Source organism: Acidisarcina polymorpha, from assembly GCF_003330725.1.
GTDB classification, from domain to species: domain Bacteria; phylum Acidobacteriota; class Terriglobia; order Terriglobales; family Acidobacteriaceae; genus Acidisarcina; species Acidisarcina polymorpha.
Genome location: NZ_CP030840.1, coordinates 2,181,960 through 2,196,961, shown reverse-complemented (window position 1 = coordinate 2,196,961; position 15,002 = coordinate 2,181,960). Strand labels below are relative to the sequence as shown.

Annotated in this window: 11 protein-coding genes; 5 read left to right on the top strand and 6 right to left on the bottom strand. The window is 57.7% G+C overall.

All coding sequences use genetic code 11. The features are described from left to right. Window positions 1–652: 652 nt before the first annotated feature. Genes ACPOL_RS09515 through ACPOL_RS09505 form a run of 3 tightly spaced genes read left to right on the top strand, consistent with a single transcriptional unit; the run spans window position 653 to window position 5,341 of the window. On the top strand, window positions 653–3,739 hold the full coding sequence (locus tag ACPOL_RS09515; RefSeq protein ID WP_161557275.1) for a PAS domain-containing protein: 3,087 nt from the start codon (window positions 653–655) through the stop codon (window positions 3,737–3,739). Next, window positions 3,726–4,160, top strand: a complete 435-nt coding sequence (locus ACPOL_RS09510) for a response regulator (RefSeq protein WP_201759151.1) — start codon at window positions 3,726–3,728, stop codon at window positions 4,158–4,160. The genes ACPOL_RS09515 and ACPOL_RS09510 overlap by 14 nt, the downstream gene beginning before the upstream one ends. Window positions 4,161–4,174: 14 nt before the next feature. Continuing rightward, window positions 4,175–5,341, top strand: a complete 1,167-nt coding sequence (locus ACPOL_RS09505; RefSeq protein ID WP_114206851.1) for a sensor histidine kinase — start codon at window positions 4,175–4,177, stop codon at window positions 5,339–5,341. A 44-nt stretch (window positions 5,342–5,385) separates the two neighbouring features. On the opposite strand, the gene mnmE is transcribed toward ACPOL_RS09505, so the two are convergent. Continuing rightward, a complete protein-coding gene (mnmE, locus tag ACPOL_RS09500) occupies window positions 5,386–7,074 on the bottom strand; it encodes a tRNA uridine-5-carboxymethylaminomethyl(34) synthesis GTPase MnmE (protein ID WP_114206850.1) in 1,689 nt (562 codons plus the stop codon). Between the two features lie 953 nt (window positions 7,075–8,027). Between mnmE and ACPOL_RS09495 the strand changes: the two genes are divergently transcribed. Continuing rightward, window positions 8,028–9,005 carry a DUF1259 domain-containing protein gene (locus ACPOL_RS09495; protein ID WP_161557274.1) on the top strand — a complete coding sequence of 326 codons (978 nt, stop codon included), beginning with the start codon at window positions 8,028–8,030 and terminating at the stop codon, window positions 9,003–9,005. A gap of 122 nt (window positions 9,006–9,127) precedes the next feature. Here the strand turns inward: ACPOL_RS09495 and ACPOL_RS09490 are convergent, their stop codons facing one another. The 5 genes from ACPOL_RS09490 to rpmH all read right to left on the bottom strand — a co-directional run bounded on the left by ACPOL_RS09490 (window position 9,128) and on the right by rpmH (window position 12,987). Next, complete coding sequence (locus ACPOL_RS09490; RefSeq protein ID WP_114206848.1) at window positions 9,128–9,748, bottom strand: Jag family protein; 621 nt, start codon at window positions 9,746–9,748, stop codon at window positions 9,128–9,130. 190 nt (window positions 9,749–9,938) lie between these two features. After that, on the bottom strand, window positions 9,939–11,729 hold the full coding sequence (gene yidC, locus ACPOL_RS09485) for a membrane protein insertase YidC (protein WP_114206847.1): 1,791 nt from the start codon (window positions 11,727–11,729) through the stop codon (window positions 9,939–9,941). Window positions 11,730–11,768: 39 nt separating this feature from the next. Continuing rightward, complete coding sequence (yidD, locus tag ACPOL_RS09480; RefSeq protein WP_236657355.1) at window positions 11,769–12,194, bottom strand: membrane protein insertion efficiency factor YidD; 426 nt, start codon at window positions 12,192–12,194, stop codon at window positions 11,769–11,771. Then, on the bottom strand, window positions 12,191–12,799 hold the full coding sequence (rnpA, locus tag ACPOL_RS09475; protein WP_236657354.1) for a ribonuclease P protein component: 609 nt from the start codon (window positions 12,797–12,799) through the stop codon (window positions 12,191–12,193). The genes yidD and rnpA overlap by 4 nt, the downstream gene beginning before the upstream one ends. A gap of 32 nt (window positions 12,800–12,831) precedes the next feature. Continuing rightward, window positions 12,832–12,987: a 50S ribosomal protein L34 gene (rpmH, locus tag ACPOL_RS09470; protein ID WP_114206846.1), complete on the bottom strand. Its 156-nt coding sequence runs from the start codon at window positions 12,985–12,987 to the stop codon at window positions 12,832–12,834. A gap of 434 nt (window positions 12,988–13,421) precedes the next feature. Here rpmH and dnaA point away from each other — a divergent pair, with 434 nt between their 5' ends. Beyond that, on the top strand, window positions 13,422–14,861 hold the full coding sequence (gene dnaA / locus ACPOL_RS09465; protein WP_114206845.1) for a chromosomal replication initiator protein DnaA: 1,440 nt from the start codon (window positions 13,422–13,424) through the stop codon (window positions 14,859–14,861). Window positions 14,862–15,002 lie beyond the last annotated feature (141 nt).

Below are 15,002 nucleotides of genomic sequence, written 5' to 3'. Positions count from 1 at the left end.
TCCACTTCAACGCCGACCCGAAGTCTTGATCGTGAACAACGACCGGACGAGACAAACTGACGGGTAAGTCGATCACAGCACCGAATTAACTCTAGACAGCTGTCGAGTCACTCAGAGGCCCTTGATTGATCCTGAGCAGATAGTTGTTAATACCTAGTTCGCGCCCATGCTTTCGCAAGGGAGCTCGAAGTACGGGAATATCTGTGGTCCGTCCTTTCGCCGTTTTGAGGACCAGTCTCATCGGCTAAATGAATGAGGATCAACCTGGACAAGCTGAGCTATCGATGAGGATTTTATTTCGAAGTAACATGACGTCCTTTACGTTACTTCGGTACCTCCGCCAAGGGCCGCCTTTTCCAAGTGCATGTCTTTCCTTCACTTCAAGTTCTTGCTCGGCCGGCCGTGAAAACTTGGAGCCGCGTTGCGCTGCCGGAAGGGTGTATGCTCTGTGACAGTCGGCGATCTTATTGTCGTATTCAGAACCCCCTGTACGTTTGCGGCATTCCCCTTGTAGCATCCCTCTCAATTTGCCGCAATTCCACGGTGTCACTCTCGCTTTGCCTGGAAGGTTGCTTTCTGTGGATGAGCGGCTCAGATGCGGCGAGGGATCGACCGCTGGGAAGGAATTTATGTCGATCGACTTGGAACCGTTGTGTCTAACCTAGAACGGAGGCTGGGCCTTCGCTTAGAGAAGCGAGACGAGCAGGCAGGACGACGATCACGGAGTCCGACAAGGACCGCGCTGAGTCGCTGGGCGAGTGCCGGCATTCTACTCTCCGTGCTGCTCATTGGCCTCGTGAGCTATATCACGCTGCGGAGTACGCGACTGGCCGAGGAAGACTCGGACTGGGTCGTTCATACTCAGGCAGTGCAGAAGACGCTGCAGTCCGCACTCGGAGATGCGGTCGATACGCTGTCCGGAGGCCGTGGCTTCGCGTTGACCGGGCAGGAGACGTTTCTCGACGCTGAAGCCCGGTCCGAGCGGCGTCTGGACCGCGACTTGGACACGTTGCGCCAGTTGACCGTCGACAATGCCGACCAGCAAAAGAGGCTCGTGCGGCTGCAGGCTGAAGTGAATGCTGCCGTTGAATCCACCCTCAGGATCGAAGCCGCCAGGCAACGAACGGGAAACGTCCCCTCCGATGGCGAGGTTATCGAAAGCAAACGCTATATGGACGCAGTGCGGGCTACGATCGGCGAGATGCAGGACGAAGAGGCCAGACTGCTCGCGCAGCGTATAGCCAGGGCACAGGAGGCAAGACGGTGGATACAGTTTGCCGTCTGGTCGAGTGCGCTGATAGGCATGGGGTTTTTGACGCTCTTCGGAATCCTTCTTCGACGCGAGATCGACAGAGGCGCCAGCATGGAGGCGCAGCTCCGGACCTTGAACGCCGATTTAGAGCTGCAGTACGCGGAGAGCAGGCGGGCGGAAGCGGAAGCACGGAGCAGCGAGCTTCGGCTCCTGGGAGCGGCCGAGAGCAGTATGGACTGCTTGTATTTCTGTGAGGCGGTGCGCGGTGCGTCGGGGGAAATAGAGGATTTTGTCTTCACTTACGTGAATAGCAATGCCGTAAACTTGGTCGCATTTTCCCGGGAGGAATTGATAGGCGCCAGGATGTGCGAACTCTTCCCGATGAACCTCAAACTCGGTCTGTTCGAGAAATACCGGCGGATCGTCCTCACCGGGGAGACGTTTGTTGGGGAGTTCATGATCGAGGAAGAAACCATCAAGACCGCTTGGCTGCGGATCCAGGCGGTCAAGCTGGCGGATGGAGTTGCCATTACCGCGTCCGATATCACCGAACGCAAGCGACACGAAGAGGCGACCCGCAAAAGCAAGGCATTGCTCGAACGCACCGAGCAGCTGACCGACACCGGAGGCTGGGAGCTCGACCTGGTCACCGGCGAGCTGTTCTGGTCGGCAGAAGTGTACCGAATCCTAGGGGTGGCTCCCGATCATCGGCCGGTTTTGGAAGAGGGGATTCAGTTCTATGTTCCAGAGGATCGTATCAGAGTCAGAGCGGCGATTGAGACGGCGATCGCTGGCGGCGATGGATGGGATATGGAATGTACGGTTGTGACAACCAACGGAGAACAGGTTCCGGTGCGGGTGGTAGGCGAAGCTGAATTTGATAATGGCAAGCCGATCCGCTTGACCGGCGCCTTCAAAGACATCACCCAGCGAGTCGCGGAGCGATTGGCGCTGCAGACAGTCAAGGACCGGCTGGCCCTGGCAACGGACAGTGGCGGCATCGGCATCTGGGACTGGGACATTAGCAATGACAAGCTGACCTGGGACCCCTGGATGTACCGGCTTTACGGCATGGACCCGCGTGACGAGGATGTGGTTTACGAGGTATGGAGACAGCATGTACATCCGGATGACCTAAGCGGAGCAGAGCGGCAGCTTCAGGAGGCAATGGACGGCGTCAGGGCGTTCAATACCGAATTCCGTGTTGTATGGGATGACGAGAGCGTCCACCATATTCACGGGACGGGCCATGTGACTCGTGATGAGGCTGGGCGACCCGTACGGATGGTCGGCACAAACTGGGATGTGACCGCGCAAAAGCAACTTGAGGCGGAAGGGCGACAGGCGGAGCGAAGTTTGCGTGAGCAGGCTTTAATCATCGATATGGCCGAAGATACTGTCTTCATCCGCGATGGCAAAGACCGCGTTACCTATTGGAACCAGGGAGCGCAAAGATTATATGGCTGGAGCAAGGAGGAAGCACTCGGTCATGTTACCTATGTTTTGCTGAAGACAAAGTTCCCGCAACCCCTTGCCGACATCAAGGCGCAGCTTCTCTCCCAGGGCTATTGGAACGGCGAATTGGTGCATACTCGCCGGGATGGCTCCTTGGTCACTGTGGTCAGCAGCTGGACGAACCGTCATGACGAAATTACCGGGGAAGTTTCCGTTCTCGAAATCAACCACGATATTACGGCGCGCAAGACAGCCGAGGAGGAACTGGCCAGGAACCGCCGGGAGATCGAGAGAGGCAGCATCCGGTTGCGAGCGGTCAACAAAGAGCTCGAGCAATTTGCCTACGCTGCCTCACACGATCTAAAAGCGCCGCTTCGTGTGATTGACAACGCCTCTCAATGGCTGGAGGAAGACCTCGCCGAACATCTGACTACCGAGACGCGCGAAACCATGAGGCTGCTGCGCGGCCGTGTTCAGCGGATGGGGAAGCTGCTAGACGACTTACTGGATTATGCCCGGATCGGGCGGGAGCTAGACAACCGCCCCAGCGAGGTCATAGCTGGGGATGTCCTGATTAACGATGTCCTTGCATTGCTCCCCACCAGCAACTTCACGATCACGGTCAGCCCCTGCTTCTCGAATATCCAATTGACCCGAATGCCGCTGCAGCAAATTCTGAGCAACCTGATCGGCAATGCGATCAAGCATCACGACAAGCCTCAGGGTCGAATCGAGGTGACCGTGAGCGAGTGCGGCGACTTCTACGAATTCGCAGTCCACGACGATGGTCCCGGCATCCCCGCGCAGTTCCATGAGCAGATCTTCAAAATGTTCCAGACACTGCGACCTAGGGACCAGGTAGAGGGAAGCGGGATGGGCCTTGCCCTGGCCCGCAAGACCGTCGAATCTTATGGCGGGGAGCTGAGGGTTGAATCCGCTGAAGGCCAGGGATGCACCTTCCGCTTTAACTGGCCGAAAGACCAGCGGTCAGGAAGAGAGGCGTGGTCGGGTGAGGATCTTGATAACACATAGCCAAGCACCGCTGAACATACTACTGCTTGAGGATGATGACGGAGATGCGCGGGCGCTTCAGCGTGCTTTTCAGAAAGCCGGTATCGAGAATACCATCATCCGGGCCGTGGACGGCATCGAAGCGCTTGACATGTTGCGAGGGACCAACGGAAAGGCGAAGATCATGCTGCCTTATCTGCTGCTTGTCGACCTGAACATGCCCAGGATGAATGGAATTCAGTTTATCAAGGCGCTACGCGAAGACGAGGAGCTGCATCCGTCAATTGTCTTTGTCCTGACAACTTCGAAGAGCGACGAGGATCGAGTAGCCGCCTATCATTTCAATGTCGCCGGATATATCACCAAGGACAAGGTGGCGCAGGATTTCCTGAGCCTTGTCACCCTCGTAGGTATTTACGAACGGAATGTTGAGTTTCCTTAGCGGAAGAGGTTAGCGTGCGAACGGAAGAGCTGAGCGTGCGCGATTCACTGAACATCCTCATCGTGGATGATGACGAAGGGGATCGGAAACAAATCAGACGGGCACTGAAGCAGACTGAGGCCGTATGCTTTGAATCAGCGAGCGTCGGCGAGGCGCTGGAAGCCTGTGAGAAGAAAACATTCGACTGCGCCATCGTCGATTACCGGCTGGCCGGCCAGGATGGCCTGTCCGGCATCCGGCTGCTGCACAAGCGATTTCCCCATCTGGCGCTGATCATGATCACAGGCCAGGGAGATGAGCTGGTCGCGGCGGAGGCCATGAAAGTTGGCGCGATGGATTACCTCTCCAAGAACCGGGTCCACGCGGAATCGCTCTGGCGCAGTGTCGAAAACGCCGTGCATAAAGCAACCCTGCTGAAGAAGCTCGACGAGCAGCGGGGAGAGCTGGAAGTCTTCAGCCGGGTCCTGGTGCACGATCTCAAAGGGCCGCTTGAAAACCTGCTCTTGTTGGCTTTTCTGATCGAGGATAATCTCCGCGAAGGAATTTCGAAGGGCTTCCCGCCGGGACGCCTGGAGGAGATTGCCTCCTATTGCCCGGCTCTGTCGAGGTCGGTAGAACGCATGAACGCACTGCTCGATACCTTGTACAAATACACCAATGCTCAGACCGAGGTCGAGTTCAAACCACTCCCGATGGGTGAGGTTATGATCGACGCGCTGGTTAACTTGAAACAGTTGATTCAGACTCGGGGGGCGCAGGTGACTTACGGCGAGCTGCCAACCGTCTTCGGATCGCCGCAGCTCGTTCAGCTTTTGCAGAATCTGATAGCGAATGGCATTAAGTATTGCGATGCCGAGACTCCTCTGGTTCATGTGTCCGCCACCGCGCTGCAGAGCGGCCTCTGGCAGTTCGCGGTTCAAGACAACGGCATCGGCATTCCGGAGCAATCCTACCAGCAGATCTTTGAGCCATTCCGGCGTCTCCATGGCATCGGCAAATATGAAGGCTCCGGTCTCGGCTTGGCTACCTGCAAGAAGATCGTCGAGCGTCACCATGGGACGATCTGGTGCGAGTCGAAGATAGGCCAGGGCACAACCTTCTGCTTTACGCTGCCCGAATGGAAGCCGAACGTAGAGTCGGCAGACCAACATGAGCAGAGTCTAAAGATGGGTGATTCCTAGCTCCTCGAGTGCTTCGGAGGGCCAACTGGGTTGGCTCGAATCCTCTACTTGCCGATGCAGAAGGTAGAGAAGATTTGATTGAGGATGTCGTCGGAGGTGGTCTGGCCGGTGAGAGCGTCCAGGTTCCGCAAAGCACTGTAGAGATCAAGCATGATCATCTCGTGCGGAATCTGCTGAGTTGCCGATTGCGCGGCGGCCTGGAGGGAGGCGACGGTCGCGGCCACCGATTGGTGTTGTCGCAGGTTCGTCAACATACCGGACTGCCCGTCGGCGCTCGAGCCCTGGGCGAGGCTCAGGATCGACTGACGAAGCCGGGTGATTCCTTGGCCGGTCTTCGCGGATACTGGGACGGCCAGCGCGAGGATCTCCTTTACCAGCAACTCTTCTGCCAGCACCGGCAACTCTTCTTTCGAAACGTTCGATAACTCCTCACCCCAGGCAATCACTCGGCGGTATAGTATCTCGTCGTCCGAGTGGAGAGCGAGGGCTTCGCTGATCAGGTCCATCTTGTTGAGCACAACGACAATCTGCCGGCCGTTCAAGGCGGCCAGCAGCTCTCGCTCCTGATCGGCAATCCTCGCTGTCGCGTCTAGGACGATGAGGACGATATCGGCCTCGGCGTAAGCCTCGCGAGACTTCTGAATGCCGAGCGCTTCGGCCTCGTCGGTGGATTCGCGAAGACCGGCGGTATCGATGAGATTCACCGGAATGCCATTGAGGGAAACACGTTCGGTAACCAGGTCGCGAGTAGTGCCGGGGGTCGATGTGACGATGGCGCGCTCGCGCTCGACCAGCCGGTTGAAAAGCGATGATTTGCCGACATTGGGCTGCCCGACGATAGCCAGAGTAAGTCCATCATGGATGATGCGGCCCTGGGCGAACGAGGCTTCGACAGGCGTCAACTGGGTGCGGACAGTCTCAATCCGGCTCAGAATTTCAGAGTTGAGAATAACGTCGATGTCATCTTCGGCAAAGTCAATGCCGGCTTCGATGGTGGCGATCAGGGTGATGAGGGCGGCCTTGGCGGGCTGGATGCGGCGCGCGAGCGAGCCGCCAAGTTGGTCCGCGGCCACGCGAGCCTGGTAGAGCGTCTGAGCGTCGATGAGATCGCGGACCGCCTCCGCCTGGGTGAGATCGATGCGTCCGGAAAGAAAGGCGCGCTGGGTGAACTCTCCAGGTTCGGCGAGGCGAGCGCCTCGCTCGAGCGCCCGGCGGAGAAGCAGGTCGAGCACCACCGGCGAGCCGTGGGCTGCTATTTCGACAAGGTCTTCACTGGTATAGGAGTTTGACGCGGCGAAGAAGGTGACGATTGCCTGGTCAATCGCTTTCGCTCCCTCAGAAGAGTACGAGCTCTGATCAGGATCAAGGATCTCTGCGAATCGTGCCTGGCCGTGGGCCAAGGGGTTTTTGATTCTCAACAAAGGGGTGGCGATGGCGACCGCGTCCGGCCCAGAGAGACGGACGATGCCAATGCCGCCACGGCCGGGAGGGGTTGAGATGGCGACGATCGTGTCGGTCGCTCGTCGATCGGCGGTGGCAGTTGGATCCTGATGCGAGTGCACTTGATTAGTGTAGGCGCGAATCGGTTGTGTTGCAGGGTTTGAAGGCCATAGGATGACGGGGGTTGTTGCACGGATTTCTAACTCGGGATACTGGGAATTCGTTGCACAAAAAAGCGGACCTGCGACGGTGTCGGAAGTCCGCTTGGAGAAGCGCCGATTCTTTGGCGGCATACGACCGCCTTTTCGGCGTGAGGCTCTTGAAGGCCAAACTTCTTAACGGCTGGTCGGCGGGTGTGGATGGGCTGCTCTAACTGGCGTCTGCGTCACCGTCGCTGGATCTGCTAGAAGAGCTAAGAGCGACTGTGTCTGGTTTGAGCACGGCCGGTTGCGGGTTCTCTGGTTTGGGAGCCGGGACGGATTTCTGGATCTCGGGGGAGCTAGGAGCGGAAGCGACGGGGCCGATCGAGGCCAAACTCATAAGTATTTTCCTCTAACTTCATCATCGACAACCTCCTTTTGGACTTTAGCGGCTCTTCGTCAATTTAGCGGACACCGAGTACCGAGTTAGATTTCACCAGACTGCCCTCTCGATCCAACCCTAGCTGGCTTTCGCTAGTCAAGCTACTAACTTGTTACCTGGTTCGTTCTAGTTTGCTATCAGGTATCTCGCGATACCATGTCTGGTATCCAAAGCCTCGTCGACTGTCATTGGTCTTATGCGAAGGCGGAGCTGTATCGTTACGGCCTGTAGATGGAGTGGAAGCCAATTGATTGCTTCTCGAGTGAGTTACTCGCGGCATTCATACAGAGTATGTTGTCGGTACGTGGCGCCATAGCTCCGGCAAGAAGATGACATAGCGGTGTCAAAAGATGACATTTTTGTCATATTCCGTTGTTGCCTAGCTCGCCCCCACTTGCACTTGCTCGCCGCTGTCTACGAAGTTAGGTGTTACCAGTTGCAAACTCCTTTCGGCGCGATCAAATCGCACTATCAAGATCTCCGTTCTTTTTTACCGGATAGACAACGACGCTGATAAGACCTCGCATCTAGCTTCGATTGAATGGAGAGAACGCACCTCCGTTCCCACCAGGGGCTCTCGACTGTTCGGCCAACAGCTGGCTTGAACCTGCCTTCTCAACTTGCAACGATCACCATGGATTGGAAAAAAGGGAGAAACATACCTATGAGCATCTTTGACCCTACTTCGCTCGTTACCAGGCGACGCGCGCTCTTGACCGGTGCGGGCCTTACCGGCGGCCTGCTGGCGGCGTCGCTCGGCAGGAGAGTTGCGTTTGCCCAGGATGAAGACGGAGACTCCGACGACGCGGCGATTGCCGAAAGCATCCAAGACGATATCGAAAACATCATTGAAGCGGAGGGATCGGTATCCGATGGCGTCTTCGCGATTGAAATCGATCGCGACGATATCACCAGCACCACCCTGCATGGCGTCCCCATCAAGCCTGCATTTCAAATCAATGGCGACCTGAATTTCCAACCGTATGGAGACAAGCAGGTCATCATGAACTCGGACCTTTGCTTGAAGGCGAAGGAACTCGACGCGTTCATTCACGAACTGATCAGTCACGACATCGTCTTCCAGGCGGAACACCAACACCTGTACGACCTGGCGCCAATTGTTTGGTTCATTCACTTTCGAGCGGTTGGGGATCCGATTAAGATCGCGAAGGGCATTAAGGCGGCGCTCAATGTGACCTCGACGCCATTTCCTCAAACCAGCCCCAGCAATCCGACGACACCACTGCCGGCAGATGAAATTGGGAAGATCCTCGGAGCGAAGCCGACCATCGGTGCGGACGGAGTGGTGACCTACCAAATTCCACGCAAGGAACGCATTACCCTTGGCGGTCTCCCCATCAATCCTTACCTAAATGTTTCAGCGCCGGTCGCTTTCCAGCCGTACGGCGGCGGACAGAATGCGGCGGCGGTGCCAGACTTCGGCATGCTTGCCTCGGAGATCAACCCGGTGGTGGGCTTGATGCAGAAGCAAGGCTGGGACATTGGCTGCCTGTACAACCAAGAAACTGACGAGAAGCCGCAGCTTTATTTCTCCCATCAGTTCAAGACCGGAGATTCGATCCAACTAGCGAAGGAGATCCGCAACGGATTCAACCTGACAAATTCGCGGTTCCAGTCTTAGCGCTCCCGGAGTCTGTCTCAACAAGCTTGCGTGGCACAGTGGCGTAGCGGTGCCACGCAAGCTCCTCTTCCATTTCTCAAATGACTTCTCGCAGGGCTCGACTTTCCCCTCAATTTTTGGGCTCAACCCTCGCGACGGGGGCGGCGTTCGGGGCGGCTGCGACTTGCGAAGCCGCGGCTGGAGTGGCGATCGCCGCCGCGGCCCGAACCGTTCCGCGGCGCCACGGCGGCGGCCCGTGCCAAAGGTGAACCTTTAGGATAGGCGACGACGAAGCGCCCTAGACCCTCTCCGCTGCTGGCTGTTTCGACCTCCTCGTAGGCTTGCAACGCAAGATGCAACATGCGGCGCTCGCGAGAGCTCATGGGAGCAAAGCTGAAGGGCTGTCCGGTACGCCGTACGCTTTCGGCAGCGGTTTCGGCCGTGAGCTTCAGCTCCTGGGCGCGGAGCGTCTTGAACTGGTTTGCGTCGAAGGAAACCTTGTCATGCTCCTCAGGTTCGAGGCGGATGATTTTGGCGGCGACATGCTCGAGGGCGCGCAGGAGTTCCCCGCCCCGCTCGGTCACCAGCGCCGCATCCGGGCCGGCAAGCTCGACATAGATTTCACGGGCCTCAAGACCGTCGGGATCGGCGGCGCCCCCGCCCGCAGTAATGCGGTACTTGACCCGGAGCCCTCCGGTTTTGACCAGCGTTTGAAGGAAGCCGGCAATCTTGTTGGCTGCGGCTGCGTGATCTTCAATCGGCATCGTTGACTCGTACCTCCCCAGGATCAGTTCACCCGATGATGGTCAACGACGGGCCAAACATGAGGGCTTCACTCGCTATTCAAACCGCTCCAAGCCGCGGCGGAACTTGAGCAGAAGTACAGCTACTCACAGAAGGCCGCAGCTGTGCTTCTGTACTAACCTACTCAGACGAATCACGTGCGGAGAAAGTTCATCGCCTGCTGGCGGCGGGTTTGCCGAGGCGCTTGGCTGCGCGTTTCGCCGCGATATCGTGCATCTCGCGGCCGAGGCTGGTGCGATTCATGACCGTCTGCTGCACGATATTGACGATGTTGCCACAGGCCCAGTAGAGTGCGAGTCCAGAAGCGACGCTCCAGGTCATAAAGCCAAAGACCGCAGGCATGGTGAAGGCCATCATGCGCTGCTGAGCGGGATCCACACCGGGGGACGGCGTCAGATATTGAACCAGGAACATGGAGACGATGAAGAAAACCGGAAGAATGTGGAGCGGATCGGGGGACGCCAGATCGGGCAGCCATAGCCAATGCGCCTGACGAAGCTCGAAGACATTCGAGAGCATGTTGTAGAAGCCGTAGAGCAGCGGCCATTGGATGAGCATCGGTAAGCAGCCGCCGAACATGTTCGCGCCTTCTTTCTTTTGAAGGTCGAAGATCTCCTTGTTCATGTCCTGGCGGCGCGGGTCGTTCATTTTGTACTTTTTATATCGCTCCTTGATGGCTTCCATCTGCGGCTGGATGCGCTGCATCTTCAGCGCCGACTTCATCATGGTGATGCGGGTAGGCAGCATGCACAAATTGATGAGCAAGGTCAGTAGCAGGATCGACCAGCCCCAGTTGGAGACGATGTGTTCGTGCATCCAGTGGAGGATCAGGAAAAGCGGTTCGGAGATAAACTTCATCCAGCCAAAGCTGACAATGGGCTCAATGTCAGGTCCGGTCGGCTTGCCGGCTGGACCAGTTGCTTTCACGCTCTTGAGCACGTCGATCAGTTTAGGTCCGGCGTAGAGGCGGGCCGAAGAGCTGCCGCCAACCACGCCCATCGCGGCGCCGAGAACGGGCGCGCGATCTGTGGCGTTGGGATCGGGCTTCTTGATGTTGCGCGGGATCGTCTCTTCGTTGTGCAGTTGGACGACGGTAGTCTGCTGTGGCGCATCGGGCAGGAAGATGGCGGCGAAGTAGAGATCGCTGACGCCCGCCCAGTCGAAGGGGCCATTCAGGGTCGCGCCGCCGATGACTTTCTTATAGGCATCCGAAGTCGACTTGCCGGCTTGCATGGTGTTGAAGCTCGACTTGGCAAATTGCGGCAGCGTCTCCTGATCACCGAAGCCGGAGGGCCAGGTGAGGAGCGCAGTGACTGGCGTGCCATTCTGCTCGACCGATGTTTCGGCATGAACGACATAGCTTGAATCGAAGCTGAATTTCTTGCGCGCAGTGAGGCTGCCATCAGACCAGGTGAAGGTGACGGAGCCGGGTGCGTTGACAACGCCAGTGGTTGAGGGAACGAAGAGCGCCTCAGAGAGGCGGGTACGGAGCCCGCTGTCGTAAGTGAAGAGGGAGAGCGGGTACCCGAACTGGGCCGCGGCCTTCTGGTTTACGAGGTCGAGCGGCTTGCCGTCGCCGTCTTTGTATTTCTTGAGAATCCAGGAGGTCACCTGCGCGCCGCGATTGGAGAACTGGACTCGATAAAGTTCGTTCTCGACAATCGTTGAGGATTCGCTGCTGGCCTGCACGGCATTGGCGGCACTCACCACCCCCGACTTCGCTGTCGCTGTTGCCGCGGGAGAAGCGGGGCTCGAAGCGGGGGTTTCAGCCGTCGCCGGGAGACTACGTTGCTGTTGCTGAGCGCCGGTCTCCGGCGTCTTCTTTGGCTTGAAGTATTGCAACCCGAGGAACATGAGAATGAAAATCGCCGTGAAGGCGAGCATGGTCTTCGGGTCCTGGCCGCCGCCGCCCTGCTGATTGGGGTTCTTAATCTCTGGCAAAAGGTGTTCCTATCGACGATCGTAAGGCAGGACTGCGGATCATGGCCGCAATGCCGGCCCTGGCGCAAGCTCTGCTGGTTCTATGGTAACTGGCGGCGTGTAAGTCTGCATGGATGCAGCCGCAAAAGGGGCACGGGGAGACCAGGAGCCGGGGACCGGATCGAATTCGGCACGATGCCACGGATGGCATTTGGCGATACGCCGGATCGCAAGAAGTATGCCTTTCGCAAGACCATGACGTTCGATCGCGAGAACGGCGTATTCCGAGCACGTGGGTTGAAAGCGGCAGCCGCCCGCAACCCCCATAGCGGCGTGGAGAGCCGGAGAGAGCCACTGCTTGTAGCCAACGAACAAAGCTTGGCCTAGCCTGGTGCGACGTCGCATGGGACTGGTCTTCCCGGGCGCGTTGAAGTTGCTAAGCGCGTTGGTGTTGCTGGACTCGGTAGCGTTGCCAGGCGCGTTCACGAAGAAGCCTGATCTTCAGCCACTGGCAGGGCAGCTTCTGGGCCGCCGCGCAGGGTCTTCTCACTTCGACTCTTCTCGCCGATGTTCCTCTCGCCTTTGTTCAAGGTCGTTTGAATCGTGGTAAAGATGCGTACGACTTCGCTCTCCAGCCTGGCGAACTCCATGGTAGAGACAGACTTTCGCGGATGCAGCACGATGTCGACATCGGCACTCACCATATCGACGCGGCGGCGAACGATATCGCGCATGCGGCGCTTGATGCGATTCCGTTCGACCGCCTTGCCGAGAACTTTGCCGGCGGTCAGGCCGACGCGTGGACCAGACAGCGTCAGCGCGTCCACACTACGCTGCGCGTAGAAGTAACTCATCGACGAAGAAAACTGCTTTCGCCCTTCGCGATAGACGCGCTGATAGTCGGCGTGCTTGCGCAGGCGATGATCCAGGCTTACGTGGTTCGGAATCATGGCGACGGCATGCATATCCTGCGATAGGGGTCCGTGTGCGAGTACCGCCCCAACTTCAGGGGGCGGCAGCCGCTGCGCTTGTCCCACTACGCGGATTGGTGATGGTTCGGTGGTGGAGATGGTGATGCAATTGACTAACATAATGGCCGCGAGAGAGACAGCGGCGGGGGCAATTAGTCGCGATATCCGGCGCTGACGGAGACGCGATGGCGGCCTTTGGCGCGGCGGCGGGAGAGTACGGCGGCTCCGCTCTTGGTCTTCATACGTACCCGAAAGCCATGGGTCTTTGAACGGTGACGGCGATTGGGTTGAAATGTGCGCTTCGGCATGGAAGTGCGCTCCTCTACTTACAATTTGGGTGTTGAATTTGGCGCTCGCTGCGATCGATTCAAGTCCACTACTAGCGAGACTTTCAGTATAGCCGATCGTCTAAAAAGCAGCAAAAAAGCGGCCTCTTTTGCACTTTTCACTGCTACTGGTGCAACTCTTCGACAAAAGATTTTTTTCGAGAAAAGACCCGTTACGACGGCCCCTCAATCGTGCTAGCATCGGTTTCGTTCAAGAGAGAAATCTGCACGTCAGGCTGTCTCTTTGCCGACCGAATCAGAAGCATCCCAACCCTAGCGTTCGGATGCAAGCTCCGAGCCCACGAGAGAAGTATGGCCAACCCAGCAAGCAAACTCGCCGGGTGCATGGCCGCATTTCTTTTTCGGTTTGGGCGAGGCTGCCGCCGGGCGAGCAACGACCCTGAGCAAGGAAGTTTATGTCATTTGCACCATCGCCCGCACTAGCACCAAATCCCTGGGTGAGAATCCTGGGAGCTCTGGAAAAAAAAGTCACGCGTCACTCATTCGACGCGTGCTTGAAGCCGACACGCTTCAGCCATGCGAGCGGCACCACGCTGTTTGTGCGCGTACCGAGCACGGACATTCAAGAGACCTGCGATCGCTATGGAGACATCATCCAGGAAGCCATGGAGTCGCTGGAGATGGAATTTCAGGAAGTTAAGTTCGTCACTCCGGAGCAGGATCCGGCGGCGGCGCGACTGCGCGATGATGGAGGCTTTGCGCCCATGCCTGCCCATGCGTCGAATGCTCCTCAGGGAATCGGGCAGCGGAGCAACGGCCAGCGTCCGGGAAGTCCGGCGAGCAGCGCGCAGCAGGCGCGATTTGATTGGAACTCAGCCGCCCAGCTCAATCCCCGCTATACGTTCGATGGGTTTGTGATCGGCAACGGGAATCAGTTTGCGAGGGCCGCCGCCGGAGCAGTCGCAGAGCGGCCGTCCAAAGCCTATAATCCGCTCTTTCTGTACGGCGGTGTGGGCATGGGCAAGACCCACCTGATGCATGCGATCGGCCACGAGATGAAGATGCGCATGCCGCAGTCCTCCATCTGCTATGTCTCAAGCGAGAAGTTCACCAACGAGATGATCAACTCGCTGCGTAATGACCGCATGACCAGTTTCCGCGACAAGTTCCGCTCCGTGGACCTGCTGCTGATCGACGACATTCAATTTCTCGCGCAGAAAGAGCGGACCCAGGAAGAGTTCTTCCACACCTTCAATGCGCTGCACGAGAGCATGAAGCAGATTGTCATTGCGTCGGACCGGCCGCCCAAAGAGTTGCCGGAGATTGAAGATCGTTTACGGAGCCGCTTCGAATGGGGACTGATCGCCGACATTCAGCCGCCAGATCTTGAGACCAAGGTCGCGATTCTACAGAAGAAGGCGGAGAGCGAGCAGACTACGCTGCCGATTGATGTCGCCCTCTTCATCGCTTCCAACGTGAGGACCAACGTGCGCGAGCTCGAGGGCGCCCTGGTGCGTCTGATTGCCTGGTGCGGCTTGAATGGCATGGAGATCACGCTGCCGACCACCCAGCAGTGCCTCAAGGCCTTCATCGATACCCAGGTGCGCAAGATCACCATCGAGTCGATCCAGCGTTCGGTGGCTGAGCAGTTCGGCATGCGCGTCGCGGAGTTGAAGCAGAAGAATAACTCGCGCTCCGTGGTCGTGCCCCGGCAGATCGCTATGTACCTCGCGAAGCAGATGACCGAGGCTTCCTTGCCAGAGATCGGGCGTCAGTTCGGCGGCAAGCACCACACGACGGTCATGCATTCCATCGGCAAGATTGATGAGTTGAAGCGCACCGACAAGGACTTAAACCGAACGCTCAACAAGCTGATGGAGACCCTCAACAGCTGAGTCCCAATACCAACTCTGCGAGATCGCGGCCGTGACTCAAGGAGTCGCAGTTCTCGAGGCGCAAAGTTAGCAGGGAATTTTTCTGTGGTCTCTCATGCGGCAAAGAGGCGTAGTTCAGCCCGCTTTCGATTTTGCAGAAAG

Excerpts from the sequence above, each read along its gene's own strand:
- rnpA (WP_236657354.1), bottom strand. The coding sequence starts at position 12,799 with ATGTTAGTCAATTGCATCACCATCTCCACCACCGAACCATCACCAATC.
- ACPOL_RS09490 (WP_114206848.1), bottom strand. The coding sequence starts at position 9,748 with ATGCCGATTGAAGATCACGCAGCCGCAGCCAACAAGATTGCCGGCTTC.
- mnmE (WP_114206850.1), bottom strand. The coding sequence starts at position 7,074 with ATGCCGCCAAAGAATCGGCGCTTCTCCAAGCGGACTTCCGACACCGTC.
- rpmH (WP_114206846.1), bottom strand. The coding sequence starts at position 12,987 with ATGCCGAAGCGCACATTTCAACCCAATCGCCGTCACCGTTCAAAGACC.
- dnaA (WP_114206845.1), top strand. The coding sequence starts at position 13,422 with ATGTCATTTGCACCATCGCCCGCACTAGCACCAAATCCCTGGGTGAGA.
- ACPOL_RS09495 (WP_161557274.1), top strand. The coding sequence starts at position 8,028 with ATGAGCATCTTTGACCCTACTTCGCTCGTTACCAGGCGACGCGCGCTC.